Origin of the sequence: Streptomyces sp. NPDC005775, assembly GCF_042871565.1 — a bacterium.
Taxonomy (GTDB): Bacteria; Actinomycetota; Actinomycetes; order Streptomycetales; family Streptomycetaceae; genus Streptomyces.
In genome coordinates, this window is record NZ_JBIAIU010000023.1 from 1 (window position 1) to 26146 (window position 26146).

The 26146-nt window shown below is 71.9% G+C and carries 20 protein-coding genes; 10 read left to right on the forward strand and 10 right to left on the reverse strand.

What is annotated here, in order from left to right; genetic code table 11:
- A partial coding sequence (locus ACFYPA_RS35230; protein WP_389136667.1) for a discoidin domain-containing protein occupies positions 1–653 on the reverse strand: 653 nt, incomplete at its 3' end.
- A 407-nt stretch (positions 654–1060) separates the two neighbouring features.
- Here ACFYPA_RS35230 and ACFYPA_RS35235 point away from each other — a divergent pair.
- Positions 1061–2479 carry a helix-turn-helix domain-containing protein gene (locus ACFYPA_RS35235; protein WP_389136669.1) on the forward strand — a complete coding sequence of 473 codons (1419 nt, stop codon included), beginning with the start codon at positions 1061–1063 and terminating at the stop codon, positions 2477–2479.
- Positions 2480–2535: 56 nt separating this feature from the next.
- On the opposite strand, the gene ACFYPA_RS35240 is transcribed toward ACFYPA_RS35235, so the two are convergent.
- Positions 2536–6015 (reverse strand): M28 family peptidase, encoded by a 3480-nt coding sequence (locus tag ACFYPA_RS35240; protein WP_389136721.1) that lies wholly within the window; start codon positions 6013–6015, stop codon positions 2536–2538.
- A gap of 455 nt (positions 6016–6470) precedes the next feature.
- Here ACFYPA_RS35240 and ACFYPA_RS35245 point away from each other — a divergent pair, with 455 nt between their 5' ends.
- Positions 6471–7385: an aldo/keto reductase gene (locus tag ACFYPA_RS35245; protein ID WP_359354924.1), complete on the forward strand. Its 915-nt coding sequence runs from the start codon at positions 6471–6473 to the stop codon at positions 7383–7385.
- A gap of 80 nt (positions 7386–7465) precedes the next feature.
- Positions 7466–8458, forward strand: a complete 993-nt coding sequence (locus tag ACFYPA_RS35250; protein WP_359086302.1) for an aldo/keto reductase — start codon at positions 7466–7468, stop codon at positions 8456–8458.
- A 10-nt stretch (positions 8459–8468) separates the two neighbouring features.
- Here the strand turns inward: ACFYPA_RS35250 and ACFYPA_RS35255 are convergent, their stop codons facing one another.
- The 3 genes from ACFYPA_RS35255 to ACFYPA_RS35265 form a co-directional block, all read right to left on the reverse strand.
- Entirely contained in the window at positions 8469–9767 is a 1299-nt protein-coding gene (locus ACFYPA_RS35255) for a serine/threonine-protein kinase (RefSeq protein WP_389136723.1), read from the reverse strand.
- Between the two features lie 295 nt (positions 9768–10062).
- Entirely contained in the window at positions 10063–10548 is a 486-nt protein-coding gene (locus tag ACFYPA_RS35260; protein WP_359086298.1) for an Lrp/AsnC family transcriptional regulator, read from the reverse strand.
- A gap of 127 nt (positions 10549–10675) precedes the next feature.
- Positions 10676–11266 (reverse strand): lytic polysaccharide monooxygenase, encoded by a 591-nt coding sequence (locus ACFYPA_RS35265; protein ID WP_389136672.1) that lies wholly within the window; start codon positions 11264–11266, stop codon positions 10676–10678.
- Between the two features lie 354 nt (positions 11267–11620).
- Here ACFYPA_RS35265 and ACFYPA_RS35270 point away from each other — a divergent pair, with 354 nt between their 5' ends.
- Positions 11621–13309: an FUSC family protein gene (locus ACFYPA_RS35270; RefSeq protein ID WP_389136674.1), complete on the forward strand. Its 1689-nt coding sequence runs from the start codon at positions 11621–11623 to the stop codon at positions 13307–13309.
- Positions 13234–14304: a lactonase family protein gene (locus ACFYPA_RS35275; RefSeq protein ID WP_389136677.1), complete on the forward strand. Its 1071-nt coding sequence runs from the start codon at positions 13234–13236 to the stop codon at positions 14302–14304. The genes ACFYPA_RS35270 and ACFYPA_RS35275 overlap by 76 nt, the downstream gene beginning before the upstream one ends.
- A gap of 187 nt (positions 14305–14491) precedes the next feature.
- Here the strand turns inward: ACFYPA_RS35275 and ACFYPA_RS35280 are convergent, their stop codons facing one another.
- Complete coding sequence (locus ACFYPA_RS35280; protein ID WP_359086291.1) at positions 14492–15415, reverse strand: hypothetical protein; 924 nt, start codon at positions 15413–15415, stop codon at positions 14492–14494.
- Between the two features lie 80 nt (positions 15416–15495).
- Positions 15496–16557 (reverse strand): N-acetylglucosamine kinase, encoded by a 1062-nt coding sequence (locus ACFYPA_RS35285; RefSeq protein ID WP_389136679.1) that lies wholly within the window; start codon positions 16555–16557, stop codon positions 15496–15498.
- Between the two features lie 196 nt (positions 16558–16753).
- Here ACFYPA_RS35285 and ACFYPA_RS35290 point away from each other — a divergent pair, with 196 nt between their 5' ends.
- On the forward strand, positions 16754–17431 hold the full coding sequence (locus tag ACFYPA_RS35290) for a uracil-DNA glycosylase (protein ID WP_389136681.1): 678 nt from the start codon (positions 16754–16756) through the stop codon (positions 17429–17431).
- Positions 17432–17442: 11 nt separating this feature from the next.
- Here the strand turns inward: ACFYPA_RS35290 and ACFYPA_RS35295 are convergent, their stop codons facing one another.
- From ACFYPA_RS35295 to ACFYPA_RS35305, 3 genes are all read right to left on the reverse strand, one after another.
- Entirely contained in the window at positions 17443–18531 is a 1089-nt protein-coding gene (locus tag ACFYPA_RS35295; protein WP_359320156.1) for an exo-alpha-sialidase, read from the reverse strand.
- A 116-nt stretch (positions 18532–18647) separates the two neighbouring features.
- Positions 18648–19178, reverse strand: coding sequence for a GNAT family N-acetyltransferase (locus tag ACFYPA_RS35300; protein ID WP_359086283.1), 531 nt, complete (start codon positions 19176–19178; stop codon positions 18648–18650).
- 47 nt (positions 19179–19225) lie between these two features.
- Entirely contained in the window at positions 19226–20161 is a 936-nt protein-coding gene (locus tag ACFYPA_RS35305; RefSeq protein ID WP_389136726.1) for a substrate-binding domain-containing protein, read from the reverse strand.
- Between the two features lie 337 nt (positions 20162–20498).
- Between ACFYPA_RS35305 and ACFYPA_RS35310 the strand changes: the two genes are divergently transcribed.
- The 4 genes from ACFYPA_RS35310 (at position 20499) to ACFYPA_RS35325 (ending at position 26072) form a co-directional block, all read left to right on the forward strand.
- Positions 20499–21749, forward strand: a complete 1251-nt coding sequence (locus tag ACFYPA_RS35310; RefSeq protein ID WP_359086311.1) for an extracellular solute-binding protein — start codon at positions 20499–20501, stop codon at positions 21747–21749.
- Positions 21750–21751: 2 nt separating this feature from the next.
- A complete protein-coding gene (locus tag ACFYPA_RS35315) occupies positions 21752–22681 on the forward strand; it encodes a sugar ABC transporter permease (protein WP_359086279.1) in 930 nt (309 codons plus the stop codon).
- A gap of 4 nt (positions 22682–22685) precedes the next feature.
- Positions 22686–23579, forward strand: coding sequence for a carbohydrate ABC transporter permease (locus ACFYPA_RS35320; RefSeq protein WP_359086277.1), 894 nt, complete (start codon positions 22686–22688; stop codon positions 23577–23579).
- A 78-nt stretch (positions 23580–23657) separates the two neighbouring features.
- On the forward strand, positions 23658–26072 hold the full coding sequence (locus tag ACFYPA_RS35325; RefSeq protein WP_389136685.1) for a glycoside hydrolase family 3 N-terminal domain-containing protein: 2415 nt from the start codon (positions 23658–23660) through the stop codon (positions 26070–26072).
- The last annotated feature ends 74 nt before the right edge of the window (positions 26073–26146 follow it).

Here is a 26146-nt window from a genome sequence, read left to right on the forward strand (position 1 = left end):
CCGAACTGGGCCGACTCCTGCTGCTTGAACACCGCGTCGACCTTGGCCTGGATGTCGGGCGTCGACGGGTCGAACACCATCACGTTCGGCCCGAGGTCACCGCCGCCGGGGATCTGCGGGCCGCCCCCGCCACCGGTGGTCCCGAAGACCTGGAACTCCCAGAGCGAGTAACCGTACTGCGTGGCACGGGCGGTGCCGGTGAGCCGGACGTAGCGGGCGGTCCCGGAGACGTTCAGCGTCTCGTTGCCGCCGGGGCCCGTGGTGGTCGAGTAGGCGGTGCTCCAGGTGCTGTCGTCCGTGGAGAACTCGATCCGGTAGCTCTTGGCGTAGGCGGCCTCCCACCTCAGTGCGATCTGGCTGACCGAGGCGTTGGAGCCCAGGTCGACCTTGATCCATTGGGGATCGGAGAACGCGCTCGACCAGCGGGTGCCGTTGTCGCCGTCCACGGCGGAGGTGGCGGGGGTGCCGCCGTTCTCCTGACTGGACGTGGTCACCGTCCTGCCCTGCGAGAGCAGCGAGGGGGCCGCACTCGCGGAGGTGGACGGCACGAAGGCCAGCAGCGAGACGACGAGGCCGGCGACGGCGGCCAGCACGCCGGTTCGTCTTCTCGCGGTCGATGGCGCGGGTCTGCGGAACAAGGGGGGTGCGTACATGGGGGATTGTCTCCTGAGTCGCGGTACGGGTGCACGACACGAAGCCGGAGAGCGCTCTCTCCGGCCGATGGGGATACTTCTCCCTTGCGTCCCCACGCGTCAATAGGTGTGCAACACCCGCTTGAAAGCAGGCTGTTGAGAACAAGAACTGATGACTGGAACCTCACGATTGACCTCATTGCCTATGGCTTGAGGCCGCCGGCGCAGGGAACGTGACGGTTCGTTGATTCAGGTGCTGACACTGGGCCACGGGCAGCCCGGCCGGCGCGCCAGGGTGTTACCGGACAACTTGCCGACGCCCGGGGACAGCCGGCCCGGCCGCTCGCTATCCTCCGGGGCATGAGCCGTGAGCGTGGCACGGGTCGCGCCGTTGACCAGGCGCGACGGGGGTCGGGGTGAGCGGGACGATGGGCCCTGCTCCGGCGGACGCCCGTACCGCGGAGGTATGGCGCTCGTTCGGCGCCCGGTTGCGCCGGTGGCGCAGACGCGCCGGGCTCACCCAGGCGCAGGTGGGCGCCCGGGTCGGCTACGACCACACCGCCATCAGCAAGCTGGAGCACGGCAGCCGCAGGACGCCGCTGCCTCTCGCCCGCCGTCTCGACGAACTGCTCGGAGCCGCAGGCGAGTTGCTGGCCGCCTGCGAGGCGGCCGAGGGGCAGGAACGGGCACAGGACACGCCGGGCGCGCCCGCCCCCGTGCGGAGCGGTCCGTTGCCCGGGGAGCCCGCGGGCGGCGCCCTCCCCGCGATGCTTCCGCCGGGGACCGTCCTGCCCGCGAGCCTGCCCGCCTACGGACTCGTCTGCCCGGTCCACGGGCGGGACGGCTGCTCGGTCCCCGTACTCACGGATGTCATCGCCCTGCACGCGGCCTTCTGCGCGCTGGGCCCCGACACACAGCCACGCCCGGCCCTGGATCACGACACGGTGCACGCACTGACCGCCCTGCTCGCGGTCTGTCTGCGCGCGGACGAGGAACGGGCCTGGCCCGGAGCGACCGCCGTCGTCGAGCGCACGCTGCACGCCATGCTCCGCTGGATGGCGCTCCCCACGGCTTCGTACCAGACCCAACTGGCGCCTCTGGCCGCCGAGTACGCCCAGTCGGCCGGGTGTCTGCGGCTGCTGTGGGGGCGCAACGGGACGGCGATGGCCTGGCTCGACCGCTCGCTGCTGTGGGCCGCCATGGCCGGTCATGTCGGGACGCAGGTCGCCGCCCTCAGCGATATGAGCACCCTGGCCCGGCTGGAGGGCGACGGCCCGTCGGCGCTGGCCTACGGCGGAGCGATAGGCCAGGCCGCCGAGGGCCGGCACTGGGCCGGAGCCATGAGCGATCTGTACCAGGCGCGCGGTCACGCGGTCCGCGGCGACGCCGCCCGGACCCTGAGACACATCGACCGGGCCTGGTCGCAGATGGACCGGGCCGGCGAGAGCGACGAGACGGAGGCGCCCTGGCTCTCCGTCGCCTCCGTGCGCCTGCGGGTGGAGTCGGGCGCGGCCGGCGCGCTGCGCGATCTCGCCGCGGCCACCGGCGAGCGCCGGTTCGCGCTCCGCGCCGTCGGGGCGGCCCGCACCGCGGTCGGTCTGCTGCCGCCGGGCATGCACTCGGCGCGGATGCTGTTCCTGGCCCGGATGGCCGACGCCCACGCCTGCGCCGGTGACCCGGAGGCGGCACAGGCCGTGGCAGGACCGGTCCTCGACACCACCGAGGTGATTCCGGCGACGCTGCTCGGACAGGAACTGCGCGGACTCCACACCAGACTGCTCTCCCGGGCCGGTGGCACCCCGGACTCCGACGACTTCGTCAGCAGACTGGCGGCGGTGGTGCGCTGACACGCGGAAGGCGGGGCGTGTGGATCACGCCCCGCCTCCCTTCCCCCTGCGGTGGATCAGCTCACATTCAGGGCCACGTCGTCCACGACGAAGCTGGTCTGCAGGTAGGCGTCCTCCTTACTGGTGAACCCCAGCGTCACCGTCTGCCCCGCGGCGGAGCCGACATCGAAGGACTGCTGGACATAGCCGCTGCCCGCGTCGAGATTCGAGTACGTCGCCAGCGTCCGGGAGCCCAGCTTCACGGTGAACGTGTCGTAGGCGCTCGCGTCACCCGCCGACTCGTCGGTGTCGGTGCTCAGATAGAACGACAGCCGGTAGGTCGAGCACCCCGCCGGAACGGTCAGTGACTGCGTGGCCGTGTCGCTGTGGGTGCTGCCCCAGCCACCGAACCAGGCCTGATACGCACCGCTGTGCGCGGGCTTCTCGGAGGTCCGGTTGTTGATGACCCCGCTCGTCTGGGTCCACGGCGTGGTGCCGTTCTCGAAGCCTCCGTTGGCGACGACCTGCCGTGCCTGGCAGGTACCGCCGCCCCCGACGACCAGCGAGTACGTGGTGGTGTGGGTGGCCGTGCCCGTCCCGGTCACGGTGAGGGTGTACGTACCCGCGGTGACCTGTGCCCCGGCGGTGACGGTCATCGTGGACGAGGAGCCCGACTGTACCGAGGACGGGGCGAAGGAGACGCTGACCCCGCTCGGCGCACCCGTGGCCGTGAGCCGCACGGTCTGGGCGGAACCGCCGGTGGTGGCCGTGGACACGGTCGCCGTGACGGAGGCGCCCGGCTGGACACTTCCGGTGACCGGGTTCACCGAGACGGAGAAGTCGTCGGCGGGCGCGGTGGTGCCGACCGCCGTCTTCCACACGGTGTAGGCGACCCCGTCCGCGCTGCGGTCGAGCGCGGTGGCGTTGATGTTGGCCGTGGTGTCGCACGACTGGTGGTAGCACGGGTCGTACGAACGACCCGCGGTGCCGCCCCACTTCGCGGCCTGCGCGGAGGACTTGGTGTCACTCGCCCCGGTCGCGTACCCCGAGGTGGCGATGCCGCCCTGCTGGAACGAGTAGTCGTCGGAACGGCCCTGGCCCTCGACGTTCTCCTCCGGTGCGAGGCCGAGCGACGTCCAGTACTCCTTCATCGGGGCCGAGGCCGTGGAGTTGAGGTTGTTGATGAAGTAGCCGCCGTTGGTGGAGGCGACCATGTCGAAGTTGTAGTACGCGGAGATGGCCGACCGCTGGGCGGCGGAGAGCTGGCCGACGTAGTACTCCGAGCCCTCCAGGCCCTGCTCCTCGCCGTTCCACCAGGCGAAGCGCACGTGCTTGGTCATCGTCGGGTTCTGCTGGGCCAGGGCGAGCGCGTTCTCCAGCAGTGTGGCGGAACCGGAACCGTTGTCGTTGATCCCGGGACCGGCGGACACGCCGTCCAGGTGGGCGCCGAACATCACGGTCCGGTCGGCCGCACCGCCCGGCCAGTCCGCGATCAGGTTGTTGCCCCGGTAGGTGCAGGTGGTGCAGGTCTGCTCGCTGACGGTGTAACCGGCCGCCTGCAGCTTGCCCTTCACGTAGGCGAGCGAGGCGGTGTATCCGCCGCTGCCGGCCCGCCGGTTGCCGCCGTTCTGCGAGGCGATGGTGCCCAGCTGGGCCAGATGCGTCTGCACGTTGGCGACGCTGATGTCGGGGGCCGTGCCACCCGGATTCCCGCCGTCACCGATGGTCAGGGTGTACTGCGCGGTGTGGTCCTGGGTGCCCGCACCCTTGACGGTGAGGGTGTACGTACCGGGCGCGGCGGCCGACGTGGTCGACACGGTCATGGCCGAGGTCGCGCCGGACTGCACCGAGGACGGGCTGAAGGAGACCGTCACCCCGCTCGGCTGTCCGGTCGCCGACAGGTTCACCGTCTGCGCGCTGCCGGACGAGATGGTGGTCCTGACCGTGGACGTCACCGAGCTGCCCTGCTTCACCGAGCCGGAGGCCGGGTCGAGCGCGAGGGAGAAGTCGTTGTTGCCGCTCGGGACGCAGGCCGGGTCGCCGCTCTGGGCGGGGACGCTCACCGCGTCCCAGGCGGCCTTCGTCCGGTTGAACAGCACACAGGTGGCGTCGAGGTTCTTGGCCGAGGTCAGCGTGGCGGTGCGGTAACGCTTGTACGTCATCCCGCTGGTCTTCAGCAGCATCCCGCCGTAGAAGACCTTGCCCGCGCTCTGGATGCCCACGCCGGTCACCGAGGAGCTGTTGCAGGTGGGGCTGGACGGCTTGCCGCCACCGGGGTTCGACCCCTCGGCCAGCAGGTAGAACCAGTGGTTGAGGGGGCCGGCCGCCGCGTGCTCCTCGGTGCTGGGTATGGAGGAGCTGTAGCAGTTCGGGTCGCCGATCTGCCCCGGGTTGTACATGATCCGGATCGGTCCGTCGCCGACCAGGTTGATCTTCTCGCCGACGGTGTAGTCCGGGTCGTCGTACGGGGCGGGCTCATTGGTGTACGCCTCGGTCAGCGCGCCCATGATGTCGCCGGTGGCCTCACCGAGACCGGATTCGTTGTTGGCGCCGCCGGGCGTGTACTGGTCGATGCCGTGGCCGAACTCATGGCCGACGACGTCCATGGCGCCGATCCACTGGTTGGCGTTGTTGTGGCCGATGGAGACGGTGGAGCCGTCCCAGTAGGCGTTCACGTCGTTCAGTCCGACCTTGACCGGCCAGCTGCGGCCGTTCCCGTCGTGGCCGTTGCGCCCCAGCCAGTCACGCAGCATGTCCCATTCGTGCTGGGCAGCCCACATGACGTCGACGCAACCGGTCTCCTTGCTGGAGGCGTTGCCGGTGCCCCATGAGTCGCCCGACTTCGTGAAGACGCTCCCGGTGCTGTAGTCGGCGCAGCTGAGCCCGGGCCGGGCAGGATCGCGCAGCGAGTAACTTCCCCCCGAAGAGGTGGTGTTGATGGACAGCGGAGACGGCCCGTTCCACTGGCTGTTGCCCGTGCCGGCCTTGACGTCGTCGTAGCTGCCGAGCACCTTGCCGGTGCCCGCGTCCACGAAGACGTGCAGCCGGCTCGGTGACTTCGAGGTCCGGCCGGTGAGTACGGTCTCCCATGCGAGCCGGGACTTCGTGCCGGTGGCCCGGACGACCAGCCGATGGCTGTCGATCCGCTCCACCGTGCGGAGCTCCTTGCGCGAGGTGGCCTCGGCGGCCTTGGCGGAGACGGTCGCGGTGACCGGCACGTTGATGCGCCGGGAGACCGCCGACTGGGATCCGCGGATGTGTCCCTCGGAGTCGGCCACCACGACGGCGTCACCGCCGACGACCGGCAGGCCGCGGTAGGTGCGTTCGTACGCGATCGAGTAGAGCCCGTTGACCCAGGGGGTCACCATCTGTCGCTCGTAACGCTCCTCGGGCCCCTTGGCCAGGGCGTCGAGGCCGCCGGCCGCGGCCCGGTCGGCGGCCGACACGGCGGCCGAGAGTGCGGTCGGGGCCGGCGGGGACGGTTCTGCGGAAGCCGACTGGCCACTGGTGGCGACCAGCATTCCGGCGAGGACGGCCAGGGTTGTCCCGGCCGTCATCGGTCTGCGTTTCATCGAGGCTCCTCGTTTCGTGGGGACCTCGGTCACGGGCAGCGGCGTGGGCGGACGGACCCGCCCGTGGTGCCGGTGCCGGTCGTCCGCCCAGGTGGTGTCCGTGATCGGGCGACCGAACACTCACACGTGGACATAGACCCGTCAACGAACTACGGCCGGGCGCAAGGGACTTGGCAAGTCTGGTCAAGTCGGCATGGTGCGATCGCACAGCCGGTGCACAGGAAGGTGCGGCGGGAGGGGCCCGAAAGGCCTGTTGAGGCCTGGGGGCCGGGACGCGGCTGGACAGAGCGGTGGAGTGGATCTATCCTGCATTCACACCAAATGACAGTAGAGACAGACGCGTTGGCGCCAACGTACCATTTATTCGCGTCAATTACAAGGCTTCTGGCGTACCGTCATGTTGCCGATCTCCCCGCACCGCTTCACGGAAGGCTTCACTCGTGACCTCGGAAACCCCCGACGCGGCGGCTGCCGGCACCTGGCAGCTCGGCGACCTCACCGTCAACCGGATCGGTTTCGGCGCCATGCGCCTGACCCAGAACGGCGCCGCGTTCGGCGACGACCGCGGCCCGCACGACCGGGACCGCGCGATCGCCGTGCTGCGCAGGGCCGTTGAGCTCGGCGTGAACCACATCGACACCGCCGCCTTCTACTTCTCACCCCTGCGTTCGGCCAACGAACTGATCAACCGGGCACTGGCCCCGTACGCGGACGACCTGGTCATCACCACCAAGGTCGGCCCCAGCCGCGGGCCGGGCGGCGACTGGCCCGCGTGGGCCAGGCCCGAGCAACTGCGCGGACAGGTCGAGGAGAACATCCGCCAGCTCGGCCGTGACCACCTCGACGTCGTGAACCTGCGGGTGAACGGGCCCGCCCCGATCGGCGAGCACGTCGGCGCGCTGGCCGAGCTGCGGAAGGAGGGGCTCATCCGCCATCTGGGCCTCTCCAACGTCTGGCCCGACCAGATCGCCGAGGCCCGGGCCATCGCGCCCATCGTCTGCGTACAGAACAGGTACGGCGTCGGCGAACGGCGTGCCGACTCCGAGGACATCCTGCGCACCTGCGGTGAACTCGGCATCGCCTTCGTGCCGTTCTACGCGATCGCCGCCGGGGGCCGCGAAGCCGGCGCGGACCACACCGCGGAGCACGAGGCGCTGCTCGACATCGCCCGGGCCCACGACGCCTCTCCGGCCCAGGTCCGGCTCGCCTGGACGCTCGGGCGGGGCCCGCACGTCCTCGCCATCCCGGGCACGGGCGACCCCGCCCACCTGGAGGCCAACGTGGCGGCGGGCGCCCTGCTGCTCACCGAGGACGAGACGCGGCGGCTCACCGCGCTGGGCCGGGCCGACGGCTGACAGCCGGCCGGGGCGGGGGACGAGGCGTCCCGCCCCGGCCGGCTGCGGCCTCCTCCGGCCGACCGCCCGGCGGACGTAGCATGATCCTCATGGAGCAGCGAGAACTGGGCAGGACCGGACGGAACGTGTCGGTCGTCGGGCAGGGCACATGGCAGCTCGGCGGGGACTGGGGTGAGGTGCGCGAGGCCGATGCCTTCGACGTGCTCGACGCCGCCGTCGGAGCGGGCGTCACCTTCTTCGACACCGCGGACGTGTACGGGGACGGACGCAGCGAGCAGCTCATCGGCCGCTACCTGAAGGAGCGCCCCGACGCGGGCGTCCTGGTGGCGACGAAGATGGGCCGGCGCGTCGACCAGGTGCCGGAGAACTACGTCCTGGACAACTTCCGTACGTGGAACGACCGCTCGCGCGCCAACCTCGGGGTCGACACCCTCGATCTCGTGCAGCTGCACTGCCCGCCGACGGCCGTCTACTCCTCGGACGAGGTCTACGACGCCCTCGACACACTGGTCGCCGAGCAGCGGATCGCCGCCTACGGGGTGAGTGTCGAAACGTGCGCCGAGGCCCTGACGGCCATCGCCCGCCCCGGCGTCGCGAGCGTGCAGATCATCCTCAACCCCTTCCGCCTCAAGCCGTTGGACGAGGTCCTGCCGGCCGCGCGCGCGGCCGGGGTCGGCATCGTCGCACGCGTGCCGCTCGCCTCCGGCCTGCTCTCGGGGAAGTACACCGCGGACACCGTCTTCGCACCCGAGGACCACCGCACGTACAACCGGCACGGGGAGGCGTTCGACCAGGGCGAGACCTTCTCCGGCGTCGACTACGGCACAGGGGTGGCCGCGGCGGCGGAGTTCGCCGGACTGGCTCCGGCCGGCGCGACCCCCGCGCAGACGGCGCTGCGCTGGATCATCCAGCAGCCCGGCGTCACCAGCGTCATCCCGGGTGCCCGTTCGGTGGAGCAGGCCCGGGCCAACGCGGCCGCGGCGGCACTGGACCCGCTGCCGCAGACCACGCTCGACGCGGTCCGCGACCTCTACGACCGCAGGATCCGCGCGGCGGTCCACGACCGCTGGTAGCGGACCCCGGCTACCGGCCGGGGGACGGCGGCGCGCTCGTCGAGGTGTCGCCGTCCGGAGTGGTGGCCGAGCTGGATTCGGGCGAGAACAGGCTCATCCCCAGGTAGACGGCGGCGAGGAAGGCGACCGCGCCCGCGATGGCGCTGGCCACTCTCGGTCTGCGTCTGATCGCCTCGCCGGTGCTGCGCCGCCGGGTGTTGCGGGGCCGGCTCGCCGCCCGCCGCCCCCGGCCCTGCGCCTGGGGCAGCCGGTACGTCGTCGGCGCGCCGGAGTCCGCGCCGGAGTGCCGGGCGGCGGGCGAGAGCGGCGCGGGCGTGGGCGCGTAGGCCGCGGCCGGAGCTCGCGGGGGAGCGGGCCGGTGCTGCGGCAGCGGCTCCGCCTGCCCCCGCCAGGCCTCGCTGTGGAACCAGTCGGCGACCTGCTGTGCGGTGGGCCGGTCCTCCGGCTGCTTCGCGAGGAGGCCCAGCAGGTACGAGTCGAAGGCGGCGGACATGTCGACGCCCCGCTGCCGCAGCGGCACGGGAGGCGTGTCCACGTGCTGGTACAGGGTCGCGGTCGGCGTGTCGGAGCGGAACGGCGGCTGCCCGAGCAGCAGTTGGTAGATGACGCAGCCGAGGGAGTACATGTCCGAGGCGGCACCGGCGGTGCGGCCGAGGGCCCGTTCCGGAGCGAGGTAGAGACTCGTGCCCACGATGTGCCCCGTCGTGGTGAGGGCGGCCGAGGGGTCGTCGACGAACTGGGCGATTCCGAAGTCACCGATCTTGACGGCGCCTTCGGCGTCCAGCATCAGGTTTCCCGGCTTGATGTCGCGGTGGACGATGCCCTGCCGGTGGGCGGCCGCGAGTCCGGCGGCTGCCTGGCCGGCGATCCGGGCGACCTGTTCCGGTCCCAGCCGCTCCTGCGCCAGGAGCAGGTCGGACAGGCTCCTGCCCTCGACGATTTCCATCACCAGGAAGAGCCGGTCCTCCCAGGACCCGAAGTCGAACACGGCCACCAGATGCGGGTGGCTCAGCCGGGCCGCGGTCTGGGCCTCCAGCCGGAACCGCGCGGTCGCCGACTCGTCGGCGTGCTCGCCGAGCAGCAGCTTCACGGCGACGGCCCTGCCGAGGACCTCGTCCGTGGCCCGCCAGACCTCACCCATCCCGCCACGGCCGATGGCGGATATCAATCGGTACCGACCAGCAACCAGCACCTGTGCACACCTATCTCGAATAGCTCGCGTAACTCGAACAGCTCGGGCCGAGGACCGCTTCGGCTGCCGCGGCGGCGACCTCGCCCGCAACGGGGAACGAGGTGGGGCACGCGGCAAGATCAGGATATCCGGCGCGCGGGCCCGGGGCGACCGGCCGTCACCCCGCTTCGGCCGCACCGGCGGTGACGGGCCGACAGACCTGGCCGGAAGGCGGCCCTCCGCCGTTTCCGGAAGGCCGGGCGGGTTCCGTGCTTCGCCGGAGCCGTAGGGCGGGACAGCCACGCGCAGGTGGGTCCGGATGCTGAACTCGCCCTGCCCGCCGGGGAAGAGCCGCCCCGCCGCATCCGGATCCGGCTCGCCCCGCCTCATCGGGTCGGCGGTGGCACAGGCCCTGGGGAATGCGCCGGGACCGTCATCCCCGGCCGGAGGAAGCCACCCGGCCCACCGACTCCACCAGGGGCAGCAGCCGGTGCGGTACCCGTTCGCGCAGCGCCACCTCGGTCCGGGTCCTGACGACGCCGGGGAGCTGGATGAGTCGCTGGATCACGTCCTCCAGATGCCCGTTGTCCCGTGCCACCACCCGGGTCAGCAGATCGCCGCCGCCCGTGGTGGAGAAGGCCTCGATGATCTCGGGCACGGCGGCGAGCGCCTCGCCCACGTCGTCGAGATGCCCCTGGGTCACCTCCAGGTGCACGAAGGCCAGCACGGGGTGGCCGAGGGCGGCGGGGGAGAGGAACGGGCCGCTGCCGGTGATCACGCCGTCCCGTTCGAGGCGGTCGATCCGCGCCTGCAGGGTGCCCCGGGCGATGGAGAGGATCCGTGCGTACTCGCGCACGCTCGTCTGCGGCTGCTCGATGAGCAGTCGCAGGATCCGGGTGTCGAGCGCGTCCACCGCCATGGTCCGCCGGCCTTTCCCTGGTACATCGGTCGGGGCAGCGACTGTACCAATGGCGCACTGCCGGGCCCGGCTCCGTCCCGGGCCCTTCCCGTACGCGAGCGGAAGGACCCGGAACGGAGCCGGCGCGTCAGAACCGCACGTCGGAGCAGGCGTAGAACGCGTTGCCCGTGTCGGAGATCGTCCAGACACCGAGGATGAGGTGCTTGCCGGACTTCTGCGGCAGCACACCCGAGTGGGACACGGTCGAGCCCGGCTGCCGGCCGCCGAAGGGGACGGTGAGGAACGGCTGCGGCTCGAGGTCGGCCCGGGTGAGCGGCCGGGACGGGTCGTAGCCGTCCTTGGTGATGTAGTAGCGGAAGTCGGTCGTCGCGTGCCGGGCCTCGATCCGCCAGCGGAAGGTGTAGTTCTGTCCGGCGGTGACCTGGGTGGCGGGCCAGGCGCCGCCCCGGGGGTCGTCGAGCTCGGAGAAGCGGCCGATGCCGCCCGAGCAGATGTGGCCGTCGGCCGGGCCCCGGGTGGGGAACCCCTTGGGCCCTTCCACGCTCGGCGGCTCCCACTGGATCTGGCCGCAGTGCTTGACGGTGCCGATGCCGCAGAGCTGCTGGCGGCTGACGGGGGAGTCGGTGTATCCGTGGCCCTGCGCGCTGCTGGAGGTGGCGAACAGTGCCACGCCGGCCAGGCCGAGCCCGGCCAGTAAGGAAGTGATCTTTCTGCGCATACGTCGCTCCTGGAGATGTGGGGTGATGTCCGGAGAGTGCTGCGGTCTAGACCAAGGGTGAGCGTAGTGATGTCAACCCGACGTGTCCATACCGTCCGGAGCGGGTGGTGCCGGACGGTCGTCTCCGCTCTCCGTGGCGAGGGAAGTCCCGCTCGGCGGGTGCTCGGTGGTCCGTTGGCCGACTGCCGGTGCCTCGCGTCAGTGATCGATTGAGCCATTGGCCCAGTGTTCGGAGGTCAATTTGAGCCAACAGGGCTGCGGGTGCTCTGATGTACCTGTCGATGGCGCTGCGGATCCCGTGGCGCCTTTTTCATGCCGGTACGCGGAACCGGTGAGCGGAGGCGGGGAGCAGTAGTGCTGAAGAAAGCGTTCGTGGCCCGGGACCCGGGACGGCTGCGGCTGCGCTTCGCCGGGCGGGCCGTGCTCGGCATCGGGCTCGCGGTGACGGTGTGCGGTCTGGCCGGGCACTCGCTCGTCGCGGCCATCACCGGAGGGCTGGCCGCGCTGCTCGCCCTGTTCACGGTGACCGATCCCGGCGTCCGCGGGCAGGCCGTCACCACGGCGCTGCTGCCGGCCGTCGGCTTTCCGGTGCTCGCCCTCGCCGCGCTCCTCCACGACCATCCGGTCGCGCGCGACGCCGCCTTCCTCGCGGTCATGGGCGCGGGTGTGTACGCCCGGCGATGGGGCCCGCGCGGCCATTCCCTCGGCGTCTTCGCCTTCATGGCCTTCTTCACCACGCAGTTCCTCCACACGCTGCCCGGGCAGCTGCCCGAGCTCTACTCCGCCGTCGCCCTCTCCCTGCTCTCCTCCTCGGCCGTCCGCTTCGGGCTGTGGTGCTACGAGCGCCGGCTGACACCGCCCGCCGTACCCGCTCCGGCCGGCGGCACGGGCCTGGCCCGGGTCACCACGCGGCAGGCGGTCCAGGCGGCCGCCGGCGGAGCCGTCGCGCTGATGGCCGGGCAGTTCCTCTCCGACCAGCGCTGGTACTGGGCGGTCGGCGCCGCCTGGTGGGTGTTCGTGAACACCGCCTCGCGCGGCGAGACGCTGGTACGCGGCTTCCGCCGGGTGCTGGGCACGCTGATCGGCATCCCCGTCGGCCTCGCCGTCGTCGTCCCGCTGCACGGGGCGCCGGTTCCCACCGCGCTCGTCGTCGCCCTCGGGGTGTTCGGGATCTTCTACACCGCCGCCGTGTCGTACACCTGGATGATGCTCTCCGTGACGGTGATGGCCGGCGCGCTCTACGGATCCCTCGGCGTGCTCGACCCGGACCTGCTCGCCCTGCGGCTCAGCGAAACGGCCGTCGGCGCGCTGGGCGCGATGCTCGCGGTGCTGTGCGTGCTGCCCGTCACCACGCACGCCACGACCGACGCCTGGATCCAGCGTGCCCTGCGCTGCGTGCACGCCTGCACCGAGGAGGCCGCCGCCCGGCTCTCGGGCTCGGCCACCGCCGACCCGGCGCCGCGCGTCGCGGAACTGGAGGCGCTTCTCGGCCGCGTCCGGCTCTCGCTGGCCCCGCTGGTCCACCCGCTGAGCCCGCTGCGCGCCCGCAGGGCCCGGGCCGGACACGTACTCGCCCTGCTCGACGACTGCGCGCGGGAAGTGCGCGGACTGGCCACCGTCGCGGCCGACCCGGAAGCCTCCCACGATGACCGGCTCGCCGCGGCCTGCTGGCGCGTCGAGAGCGCCGTGGAGGCGCTCACCGCCCCCGAGCGCCCGGCCGTCGCAGCGGTGACCGCCGGCCTCCCGGCGTACCCCGCGGCGACTGAACCCGCCCTCGCCCACCTGCACGGTCTGGAGCGCGCGCTCGCCGAAATGGCCGCGCCCCTGCACGCCCCGCCCCGCGCGCCTCTCGTCCCGGCGCGATCCCGCACCCCTGGTCCAGACCTTAGGGGGGCACTGCTACGGTCGCCGCGGAAGATCACGGCGGCTGCCGCCGTCGCGATCAGTCGGCGGAGAGAGGCAGTGCGGTGGACAGCAGCAACGGTGCCGGACGGGCATTCATCGGGTCGTTCACCTCGGCCGGCGGGCGCGGTGTCACCGTAGCCGCCGTGGACGAGGAGACCGGGGCGCTCACCGTCCTCGGGACGACCGACGCCGTACCCGATCCCTCCTATCTCGCGCTCGGCCGGGGCACCGGCCCCGGTGGCGCGGTCCTCTACGCGGTGAGCGAGACCGAGAAGGGCGCGGCAGCCGCCTTCGACATCAGCCACGACGTGCCGCGGCTCCTGGGGGAGACCCGGCCGGTCGACGGCGACGGCCCCACCCATCTCGCACTCGCGGGGGGCCATGTGGTCACCGCCAACTACGGCTCCGGCAGCGTCACCGTCCTGCCCGTGCTCGCGGACGGCTCGCTCGGCGAGGCCGGCTGCGTACTCGCGCACGAGGGCAGCGGCCCGGTCATGGAACGCCAGGAAGGGCCCCACGCCCACCAGATCCTCCCCGACCCGTCGGGGAACTGGGTACTCAGCGTCGACCTCGGCACCGACTCCGTACGGATCGGCGCGCTCGACCCGGACACCGGGGAGCTGCGCCCGCACGGTGAGACGGTGCTGCGGCCCGGCACCGGGCCGCGCCACCTCGCGTTCCACCCCGCGGGCGGTCACGCCTATGTGCTGAACGAGCTGGAGCCCACCGTCACGGTGTGCCGGTGGGACGCCGGCACCGGGGTGCTGGAGGCGGTCGGTGAGACGCCCGTCCTGCCCGCCGGGGCGACCGGCGGCACCCGCCCGGCCAGCTATCCGTCCGAGGTCGTCGTCGCGCACGACGGCAGGTTCCTGTGGGTGGCCAATCGCGGGCACGACAGCATCTCCGTGCTCACCCTCGACGCCACGGGCGAGCAGGCGTCCCTGGTCACGACCGTGAGCTGTGGCGGACACTGGCCGCGCGACCTCGCCCTCGACCCCACCGGCCGGCGGCTGTACGCCGCGAACGAACGGTCCGGGAACGTCAGCTGGTTCACCGTGGACCCGGAGACCGGGGTTCCGGCTCCGGAGGGGTCCCTGGACGTCCCTGCGGCCTCCTGCGTGATCTTCGCCTGAGGCCCTGAGGCCTTGAGGCCTTGAGGCCTTGAGGCCCTGAGGCCCTGAGGCCCTGAGGCCCTGAGGAACGGCGTACGCCCCGGAGGCCCATGAGAGGGCCCCGGGGCGTACGTGTGTCACGGGCGGGCGGGGCGCGCCGTCCGTCCCGCTCCCGTGACGGTCGTACGCACCCGGCCTGCCGTACAGGTCAGTGGGCCTGGGCCCCCTGCACCACCGCCGGGGCGATGCCGAGCGTGGCCATGTACGTCGAGAGCACCAGCTTGCCGATCGCCGGGTACGCGCCGAGCGGCTCGGCGCTCGCGCAGCCGGCCTCCTTCACCGCGGCGTCCAGCAGGCCGTCGGCCACCTCCGGGCCGACCAGGTAGGGCGCCACGGCCAGCTGCAGCGAGCCGGAGCCCTTCAGCTGGTCGGCGATCGAGGCGACCGAGCCCTCGACGTCGAGCGCGGCGGCCATGACCGGCACCGCGAGCCGTGCGGCCAGCAGCATGCCGGTGATCCCCGCCGCCTGCACGGCCTCCTCGCCGCCCACGGTGGCCAGCACGATGCCGTCGGCGGCCGTGGCCACGGTGAACAGCCTGGCGCGGTCCGCGCGGGCGAGACCGGCCTCGGAGAGGCGCACGTGCAGCGCCTCGGCGAGCAGCGGGTGCGGGCCGAGGACGTCGGTCAGCTCGGCCGGAGCCCGGCTGTCATCGATCGCGAGGCGTATCCGCTGCACCAGCGTGCTGTCGGGCCCCGCGAGCAGCGGCACGACGACGGCGGCCGGGCCCTCGGGCTCGGCGACCTCACGGCCGACGGCCTTCGCCTGCTCGAAGCGCGCGACGCGCTCGGCGGCGGCGTGTGCGAGAACGGAGGCAAGGGCGGGGTACTCGGCGTCGTCGCCGTCGAGATAGCCGATCAGGGCATTCAGGCCGGGCAGCTCGGAGCGGGCGATGCTGATCACCTCTTCGGCCAGACTGCGGCTGGCCGAAGAGGGGGTACCGGGAACGGCGAGAACGAGCGCGGCAGCGCCCTCAGGTGCGACCACGGGCTCCGGGCGGCGGTGCCGTCCGGACTGGCGAGGTCGCGGCATTCGTACAGGCAGGCCGGAAGCGGGCCCAGTGGGGGTGCTCATGGCGCCGCATGCTACTGGTTTTGGGTACCCCGCTGCTCGGGGAGGGGCCGGTCGAGCGTTGTCTGTCCGCATTTATCCGATCAGTGGCTTACCGGCCGACTGCCCTGCTCTGTCGCACCCCTGGTGGTGCCTGTTTCGGGTGGGGACACGGCGACCCGCAGCAGTGTGGGGTGGAGCGGCAGCAGCAGACCTCCCGTGGCGAGCGCCCGCGCGATGCGCAGTGAACCGAGCAGCGGATCACCCGAACCGGGGACTGCCCGTGCGTGCGGCAGCTGTCGCGCCAGTTCCTCGCGCAGCGGTACGAGCAGCGGGTCGCCCATCCGGAACAAGCCGCCCGTCAGCGCCACTTCGCACCCCGCGTCATGCGCACCGGCTGGGGGGCACACCGCGGCGGCCGCTTCGGCGATGTGACAGGCGGCTTCGCGGAGGATGGCCTCGGCGACCGCGTCGTGACCCGCGCACGCGGCCACCTCGGGGGCGAAGGAGGCGAGGACCGCGGGCCGGTCGGTCCGTGGATAGAGCCGGCCGGGCAGCTCCGTCGCCGGGCCGAACATCGCCTCCAGCCTGGCCAGCAGCGCCGGGGAGCCGCCGCGCCGCCCGTCGTGGGCGCGCATCGCCGCGTCGAGTCCGGCCCGCCCGATCCAGGCACCGCCCCCGCTGTCGCCCAGCAGGTGCCCCCAGCCGTCGGCCCTTCGCCACTGCGTGAGATCCGTTCCGAGCGCGATCAGGCCGGTGCCGGCGGCCACGACCGCGCCGGCCCGCTGCCCGACCGCCCCGGCGTAAGCGGTCACCGCGTCGGCGGCGAGCGCCAGCTGCCGCAGCCCGAGCGCGTCCGCCAGGGCCGCGGGCAGTTCGGCACGCAACTGGTCGCCGAGTGTGGCCATGCCCGCCGCCCCGATCGCGCCGGTGGCGATGCGGTCTCCGCCGCCCTGCCGCGCCAGCAACTGCCGGACCGCGGGGAGCAACTGATCGAGGAGGTGGGCGGCGTCGATGCCTGACGGGCCGGTCCGCACCGGTTCGGCGCACGCCGCCGTGGCCAGGGGCGCGTCCCCCCTCACGGTGCCCAGCGCCACCCTCAGGCCGGAACCGCCCGAGTCGACGCCGAGGACGTACTCCTCGGTCGCATGCCCGTGTGACTCCATGGAGCGGCTCCCGTGAACAGAGGAATGGCGGCTGAGCGGAGGAATGACGGCTGACTGAGAGGAATGACGGCGGCAGCCTATCCCCAGCCCCTTCGCGACGAGCCGGTGGTGTCGGCGGCGGGGCTCTCCGCTCCACGCCGTCACCGCAGGTGGGGGAAGGGCGGGACACCTGCCGTTACGCCGGTAGGGTGAGCCCGTGACAGCGCGACCGTTGAACGAAGTTGTGGAGCCCGGATGGGCTCAGGCGTTGGCCCCGGCAGCGGGACGCATCGCCGAGATGGGGGACTTCCTGCGGGCGGAGGTCGCGGCAGGCCGTACGTATCTGCCGTCGGGAGCCAATGTGCTGCGCGCGTTCCAGCAGCCCTTCGACGAGGTGCGGGTCCTGATCGTCGGTCAGGACCCCTACCCGACACCTGGCATGGCCATCGGGCTGAGTTTCGCGGTCGCACCCGAGGTGCGTCAGCTTCCCGGCAGCCTGGAGAACATCTATCGCGAACTGCACACGGACCTGGGTCTGCCCCGACCGTCGAACGGCGACCTGACCCCGTGGACGCGCCAGGGCGTGCTGCTGTTGAACAGGGCGCTGACAACCGCACCCCGCAAGCCCGCCGCCCATCGTGGCAAGGGCTGGGAAGAGGTCACCGAGCAGGCCATCCGCGCGCTGGTCGCGCGCGGCACCCCGCTGGTCTCCGTCCTGTGGGGGCGCGACGCCCGCAACCTTCGCCCGTCGCTGGGGGACTTCCCGGCGATCGAGTCCGCCCATCCTTCCCCGATGTCGGCGGACCGGGGCTTCTTCGGGTCGCGCCCCTTCAGCAAGGCCAACGAACTCCTGGCCCGCCAGGGGGCGCAGCCCGTGGACTGGCGCCTGCCGTAGCCGAGCGCCGGTCAGCCGTCGATCGTGGCAGCCCGCACGCACAGGACGTCCGGCAGGTGCGAGGCGAGCTGCTGCCAGCTGTCCCCGTCGTCCGCGCTCGCGTACACCTCCCCGTTGCGGTTGCCGAAGTACACCCCGGCCGGATCGGCGTCGTCGGTGCAGAGCGCGTCGCGCAGCACCGTGCCGTAATGCGCGCCGTCGGGCAGCCCCGCCGACAGGGGTTCCCAGCTGTTGCCCGCGTCGGTGGTCCTGAAGACGCGGCAGCGGTGCCCGGCCGGCACCCGGTCGGCGTCGGCGTTGATCGGGAAGAGGTACGCCGTGTCCGCGCGGTGCGGGTGCGCCGCGACCGCGAAGCCGAAGTCGGAGGGCAGGCCCGCGCCGATGTCCGTCCAGTTGTCCCCGGCGTCGTCGCTGCGGAACACGCCCCAGTGGTTCTGGAGATAGAGCCGGTCGGGGTCGGCGGCGTCCCGGCTGACCTTGTGGACGCACTGGCCGAACTCCGGGTCCGGATCCGGCAGGAAGACCGCCGACACCCCCCGGTTGGCCGGGGTCCAGCTCTCGCCGCCGTCCGCGGTCCTGAACACCCCGGCTGTGGAGACGGCTACGGTGACCGACCGCGGGTCCCGCTCGTCCGTCAGCACGGTGTGCAGCCCTTCGCCACCCCCGCCCGGTACCCACTTCGAGCGCGTCGGATGCTCCCAGAGGGGGCGCACCAGCTCGAAGGACTCCCCTCTGTCCCGCGAGCGGAACAGCGCGGCCGGCTCGGTGCCCGCGTACACGACGTCGGGCGCCTCGGGGCCCGCCGGGTGCAGCTGCCAGACCCGCTCCAGCGAGGTCCCGGTGAACTCCGGGAACTTCACGGCCGGTTGCTTCGGCTCGACCCAGCTCGCGCCCAGGTCGTCCGAGTGGAAGACGGACGGGCCCCAGTGCGCACTGTCACCGCCCACCAGCAGCCGGGGGGCGTCCCCACGCTTGTCGATGGCGATCGAGTAGATCGCCTGAGCATTGAAATGCGGTCCGTCGAACTCCCATGCGCCGCCGCTCCTGCGGCCGATGAAGAGCCCCTTGCGGGTGCCGACGGTGAGCAGAACATCGGTCATGACCGAACCTCCCGAAACGCCGTTGTGCCGGACAGGCGTCAGTCTGCACCCCGCCACTGACAGCGGCGCGCAGGACAGCTCCGAACCCCGCGAGCCCAGCATGTTCCGGACGAGAGTCAGCGGCGCCCCGGGCCGGCTGCCTTCCGGCGGCTCAGGAGGCGGGTCGTGCCCCCGTCGGCCTCGGGGATGTCACGGACGTGGCGGAAGCCGATCCGGCCCAGCAGGGCGAGCGACGCCTCATTGCCGGCGTCCACGGTCGCCAGCACCTCGGTCAGGCCCAGGGCGCCGAAGCCGCGGGCGACCAGCGCCTCGGCGATCTCGGTGCCCAGCCCCTGCCCCCAGGCGGCGGGGGTCACGGCGTAGACGATCTCGTGGCCGTCCACACCGGGGGTGCGGGACGGCTTGATCTCCGCGTGGCCGACCGCACGCCCGCCCTGCCGCACCACCCACACGCCGAACAGGTCCTGCGCGTAGACCTTCGTGAAGATCCGCCCGAAAAGTGCCCGGTCCTCGGCCTCCGCGTCCACGCCGTCGCCCATCCAGCGCCCCACCCGGGCGTCCTGGAAGAGCGCCACGAAGTCTTCCTCGTCGGCGGGCACGTACGGCTCCAGCAGCAGCCGCCGCGTGTGCAGGACGGGAGTCTTCATGCCGCGCGACGCTACCGACCGCCCGCCCGCGGTCGCAACGGACTTGATCAGCGGCCGGGCGCCGCCGTACTGCTGCGCACCACCAGGTTGGTGGCCAGGTCGACACGGGTGGTGGCGGGCTGCCTGCCCCGGCCGAGGTCGAGGACCAGCCGGGCGGCGGTCTCGGCCATCTCGATGAGCGGCTGGCGCACCGTGGTCAGAGGCGGCCCGATCCACCGGGTGAGGGGGAGGTCGTCGAAGCCGACCACGCTGAGGTCCTCGGGAATGCGCAGCCCCAGTTCGCGTGCGGCCTCGTACACACCGAGCGCCTGCAGGTCGTTCCCGGCGAAGACGGCCGTCGGCCGGTCCGCCATGCGCAGCAGCTCCAGGCCCGCGGCATAGCCGGCCTCGTGCTGGAACTCGCCCTCGCGGACCAGATGGGGGTCGATCGGCAGGCCCGCGGTCTCCAGGGCGGCACGGTAGCCGTCCACCCGGGCGCGGCTGCACATCATGCGCGACGGGCCGCTGATGACGCCGATCCGCCGGTGCCCGAGCCCGGTCAGGTGGCGGGTGGCGGCGAGCCCGCCCTGCCAGTTCGTCGTCCCGACCGAGGGGATGTCGTCCCCGGGATCGCCGGCCGGGTCGACCACCGCGTACGGAATGTTGCGGCTGGTCAGCTGGGCGCGCTGGGCGGCGGTGAGGTCGGACAGAACGAGGATCACCCCGACCGGCCTGCGGGCCAGCACGCCGTCCACCCAGGTCTGCCCGGGGGTGAGGCGGCCCGCGCTCTCGGAGAGCACCAGGCTCAGGCCCTCCTCGCGCGCGACGTTCTCCACGCCGCGCACGACCTCCATGGCCCATGCGCTGTCCAGCTCGTGGAAGACCAGATCGATGAGCTGCGACTGGGTTGTGGAGCCGCGTCTGCGCCGGTAGCCGTGGAGCAGGAGCAGCTCCTCGACCTTCGTGCGCGTGCCGGGGGCGACATCGGCCCGCCCGTTCAGCACTTTCGAAACTGTCGGAGCCGAGACTCCGGCCGCTCGGGCGATTTCCGCCAGGGTGGCGGTGCCGTCCGACGACTCGCCGGCGGGCGCCTTCTCCTGATGTGACTGGACGTTTGCGGGGCTCATACAGGGAATCGTAACCGCCTGCCGCAAGGAGGGAGGGGTGGGCCCCCGACGAAAATTCCTCCGCCCGGACCTCTTGACTGGCCCGAAACACGACCGTACGGTTCCGGCAACATTCGCAAGCAGGGCCGAAACATTCGACAGAGGTGCGGTCATGGGGTCGGGAATTTTCACTCAGAGTACGCGTGCGGCGAGATGGACCGCGGCCGGTGCGGCCATGGTCATGGCGGGCGTGCTGGCGGGCTGCGGGTCGGGTGGTGACAGCGGCGGTGACGGCGGCGGCACCCTCACCGCGTACGTCTACGGCGACGACGCGGTCAAGGTCCAGGAGGCCGCGGTCAAGGAGTTCAACAAGACCTCGAAGGTCAAGGTCAAGCTGATTCCGGTACCGGGCACCGAGTACGTCAACAAGCTGCGCAGCGCCATGGGCTCGCCCAGCGCCCCGGACATCTTCTACAACTGGGGCGGCGGCTCCATCAAGCCGTACCTCGACGCCGGCCAGCTGGTCGACCTGACCTCGACCGTCAAGAGCGACGCCACCCTCAAGGACGGCTTCCTCCCGTCCATCGTCGAGGCGGGCAGCCTCGACGGGAAGATCTACGGGGTGCCGATGCGCGGCATGCAGCCCGTGATGCTCTTCTACAACAAGAAGCTCTTCGCCGAGAACAAGCTGGAGGCGCCCAAGACCTGGGAGGAGCTCCAGCACGCCATCACCGTCTTCAAGGACAAGGGCATCACCCCCTTCGCGCTCGGCGGCCAGGAGAAGTGGCCCGAGCTGATGTGGATGGAGTACCTGCTCGACCGGATCGGCGGCCCCGACGTCTTCAAGAAGATCCAGAACGGCGACGCCTCGGCCTGGGGCGACCCCGCGGTCCTCAAGTCCGCCCAGACCGTGAAGGAACTGGTCGACGGCGGTGCCTTCGGCAAGAACTTCAACTCCGTCGACTACGGCAGCGGCGCCGCCCCCACCCTGCTTGCCAAGGGCAAGGCGGCCATGCACCTGATGGGCTCGTGGGAGTACTCGACGCAGCTCGGCAAGGCGCCGGAATTCGCCAAGAAGGACCTCGGCTGGGCCAACTTCCCGACCGTGGCCGGCGGTGTCGGCGACCCGGCCGACGTGGTGGGCAACCCCACCAACTACTGGTCGATCAACTCCCGCACCAAGCACAAGGACGCCGCCATAGCCTTCCTCAAGACCATGGCGTCCAAGTCCTACGCCCAGGCCCTGGTCGACAACGGTGACGTACCGACCACGTCCAACGCCGCCTCCATGCTGAGCGGATCGCCCAACCCGCAGTTCGCGAGCGACCAGTACGACATGGTCCAGAAGGCACCGAGCTTCACCCTCTCGTGGGACCAGGCGCTGGTGTCCCGTATCGCCACCCCGCTGCTCACCGAGATCAGCAAGCTGTTCGCCGGCAAGTCCACGCCCGAGCAGTTCGTCGCCGCGATGAAGGCCGTCAAGTAACAATGTCCCACGTCTCTTCGTACAAAAAGGTGCGCGGAGGAAGGAAGGCGGCCGCCGGCAACGTCGGCCGCCCCTCGGTCGCCTGGGCCGTGCCCGGCATCGTCTTCTTCGCCCTCTTCGCGATCGTCCCGCTGGCGATCGCCGTCTACCTCTCCTTCTGCCGCTGGGACGGGCTGAACTCCCCGTCCCCCGTGGGAATGGACAACTGGACCCGGCTGTTCAAGGACCCGGAGTTCCGTCAGGCCGCCTGGCTCAGCCTGCTCCTCACCTCGATCAGCTGGGTGTTCCAGACCCCCGTGGCGCTGCTCCTCGGCGTCTGGGCGGCGGGCAGGCAGCGCAGCCGGGCCGTACTCTCGGCGATCTTCTTCATTCCGCTGCTGCTCTCCACCACGGCCATCGCGATGCTGTTCCACGCGCTGCTCGACCCCAACTTCGGCGTGATCAGGACGATCGGTCCCTGGTTCGGCATCGACCCGAACATCATGGGCTCCTCCACCGGGGCCCTGCTCACCGTGGCGTTCGTCGGCGGCTGGCAGTTCATGCCCTTCCACACGCTGATCTACCAGGGCGGCACCCGGCAGATCCCCCAGGTCCTGTACCAGGCGGCGGAGATCGACGGAGCGGGCATGTTCCGCCAGTTCTTCCACATCACGCTGCCGCAGCTGCGCCACACCATCACGACCTCCTCGGTCCTGATGATCGTCGGCTCGCTGACCTACTTCGACACCGTACTGATCATGACCAGGGGCGGCCCCGGCACGGACACCACCGTGCTTCCGTACCTCATGTACCGGACCGGTTTCCAGACCTACGACCTCGGCTACGCCGCGGCGATCGCGACGGCCCTGGTCGTGGTGGCCACCGCCCTGTCGCTGATCCTGGTCCGCTTCAGCGGCTTCGGGAACATGCGGTCCACCCGGGAAGGTATGTGACGAGATGTCAATCGACACCCGCCCCGTGGCACGCTCCGCGTCGCCCGTGACCCGGAGCCGGCTGGCCGCCGCCCGGCGGCGCAGGAAGTGGGGCAACCCACTGGCCGGCCTGGGTTCCCTGGTGTGGCTGCTGCTCGTGGTCGTCCCGCTCTACACGCTGATCTCCTCGTCGCTCATGCGCCAGGACGAGGCGCTCAACGGCGACCCGCTGGCCCTCCCGACCCACCCCACGCTCGAGAACTACCGCACCGTTCTGGACAGCGGCTTCTCCACGATGCTCACCAACACGGCGCTGGTCGCCGTGGCCACCGTGGCCATCGTCCTGGTGCTCGCGGTGCCGGTCGCCTATGTCGCGGTACGGACCCGCAGCCGGCTCTCCTCGCTCGCCTTCCGGACCTTCCTGCTCGGCGTCGCGATCCCCGCGCAGGCGGTGATCGTGCCGCTGTACCTGCTGATCAGCAAGATGGGCCTGTACGACAGCCTGCCGGCGATCATCCTGCCGACCGCGGCGTTCGCCATGCCCGTGGCGGTGCTGATCCTCAGCGGCACCATGCGTGACGTCTCCGAGGAGATGTACGAGGCGATGGCGCTCGACGGCGCGTCGCCCCTGCGGATGCTGTGGCAGCTGGCGATCCCGATGTCCAAGGGCGGCATCAGCACGGTGGCCATCTACACGGCCCTCCAGGCGTGGAACGGCTTCCTGTTCCCGCTGATCCTGACCCAGTCGGAGGAGAACCGGGTGCTGACCCTCGGCCTCTTCAACTTCATGTCGCAGTTCGGGATGAACATCCCTGCCGTGCTGGCCGCGATCGTGCTCTCCGTCGTGCCGATCTTCGCCGTGTACCTCGTGGCACGCAAGGCACTGGTCAACGGACTGATGGGGGTGGGCGGCAAGTAGCGCTCCGGGGCCTGTCTTTCGGATCAGGCCCCCACGCCGCCCCGCACCACCGCACTCATGAGAGGAACCCCTGCCCCCATGGCAATCCCCGCTGTCCCGCACGCCCGCAGCACCGAAGCGGCCCCGGCCGCCGACGGCCCCTGGCGCGACCCCTCCCTCACCCCGGAGGAGCGGGTGGCCGACCTGATCCCCCGGATGACCCTGGAGGAGAAGGCCGCGCAGCTGTACGGAATCTGGGTGGGTGCCGACGCCGACGGCGACGGGGTCGCCCCGCACCAGAACGACATGGTCGACCCGGTGGACTGGGACGACCTGACCACCCGCGGACTCGGCCAGCTCACCCGGCCCTTCGGCACCGCGCCCGTCGACCCCGGCGTCGGGGCCCTCGGCCTGGCCCGCGCCCAGAGCCGGATCGCCGAGGCCGGCCGCTTCGGCATCCCGGCCCTCGCCCACGAGGAGTGCCTGGCCGGCTTCACCGCCTGGGGCGCCACCGCCTACCCCGTCCCGCTGTCGTGGGGCGCGGCCTGGAACCCGGACCTGGTCGCCGAGATGGCGCACCGGATCGGCGCCGACATGCGTGCCGTCGGGGTCCACCAGGGGCTGGCGCCCGTCCTGGACGTGGCGCGCGACCTGCGCTGGGGCCGGGTCGAGGAAACGATCGGCGAGGACCCCTATCTGGTGGCCACCATCGGCACCGCCTACGTCCGCGGACTGGAGTCCGCCGGGATCATCGCCACCCTCAAGCACTTCGCCGGATACTCGGCCTCCGCCGGCGCCCGCAACCTCTCGCCGGTGCGGGCCGGGGCCCGTGAGATGGCGGACGTGATCCTGCCGCCCTTCGAGATGGCGCTGCTGGAGGGCGGGGCGCGTTCGGTGATGCACTCGTACGCCGAGATCGACGGCGTACCCGCGGCAGCCGACCCGGCCCTGCTCACCGGACTCCTCCGGGACACCTGGGGGTTCACCGGGACCGTCGTCGCCGACTACTTCGGCATCGGCTTCCTGGAGACCCTGCACAAGGTCGCCGCCGACCGTGCGGACGCCGCCCGGCTCGCACTGACCGCCGGCGTCGACGTGGAGCTGCCCACCGTCCGCAGCTACGGTGACGTCCTCGTCACCGCCGTGCGGGACGGTGCGGTGGAGGAGGCGCTCGTCGACCGGGCCCTGGGGCGTGTCCTGCTGCAGAAGTGCGAACTCGGACTGCTCGACCCGCAGTGGTCGCCGCTGCCCGCCGCGCTGAAGGACGCCGACCCTGAAGAGGCCCGCGACACCGTCGACCTCGACCCGCCGGAGAACCGGGCCCTGGCCCGGGAACTCGCCGAGCAGGCCTGCGTACTGCTCGCCAACCCCGGCGGCACGTTGCCGCTGCGGGACGCCGGACGGATCGCCGTGGTCGGGCCCCGTGCGGACGACGCGCTGGCCATGCTCGGCTGCTACTCCTTCCCCAGCCACGTCGGGGTCTCGCACCCCGAATTCGACATGGGGATCGACGTGCCGACGGTGCTGGAGTCGGTGCGCGGGGAGTTCCCCGGCTCCGGGGTCGGCTTCGCCGCGGGCTGCGAGGTGGACGGCACGGACACGTCCGGGATCGCGGAGGCCGTCCGGCTGGCCCGGGACTCCGACGTCTGTGTCGCCGTGCTCGGTGACCGGGCCGGTCTCTTCGGCCGCGGCACGTCCGGCGAGGGCTGTGACGCCACCGACCTCGCGCTGCCCGGTGTGCAGGCCGAGCTCCTGGACGCCCTGCTGGCCACCGGGACCCCGGTGGTCCTGGTGCTGCTGACGGGCCGCCCGTACGCGCTGGGACGCTGGGCGGACCGGACGACGGCGATCGTCCAGGCCTTCTTCCCGGGCGAGGAGGGCGGACCGGCGCTGGCCGGAGTGCTCTCCGGGCGGGTCAACCCCTCCGGCCGGCTGCCGGTGAGCGTTCCGCAGGGTCCGGGCGGTCAGCCGTGGACGTATCTGCAGCCGCCGCTCGGGCTGGTGAGCGGGGTCAGCAACCTGGACCCGACACCGCTGTACGCCTTCGGGCACGGTCTGTCGTACACGACCTTCGACTGGGGGCAGGGCGATCCCGCCCCGGCCGATATCCCCACCGACGGCTCCGCCGACATCGAGGTCACGGTCCGCAACACCGGGGAGCGCGAGGGGGCCGAAGTGGTGCAGCTCTACCTCCACGACCCGGTGGCCCAGACCACCCGGCCGCAGGTGCGGCTGATCGGCTACGCCAGGGTTCCGCTCGCCGCCGGTGCGGCGGCCCGGGTCCGGTTCCGCTTCCACGCGGACCTGGCGTCGTTCACCGGCGTCGGCGGCCGTCGTGTCGTCGAGCCCGGTGAGCTCGAACTGCGGCTCGCCGCCTCCAGCGACGCGTCCGATGTCCGCCGGACGCTGCGGCTGCGCCTCACCGGTCCCGAGCGCGTGGTCGACCACACGCGACGGCTCGTCTGCGGCACCTCGGTCGAGTCCGCCTCCGTACCGGAGCCGGCCGCGCGCTGACCGGCGCCGTCGCACAGCCGCACCATCCCTCTCGTGAACCTCCCCGCCACCGAGCGGTCCGCCCGTCGGCTGCG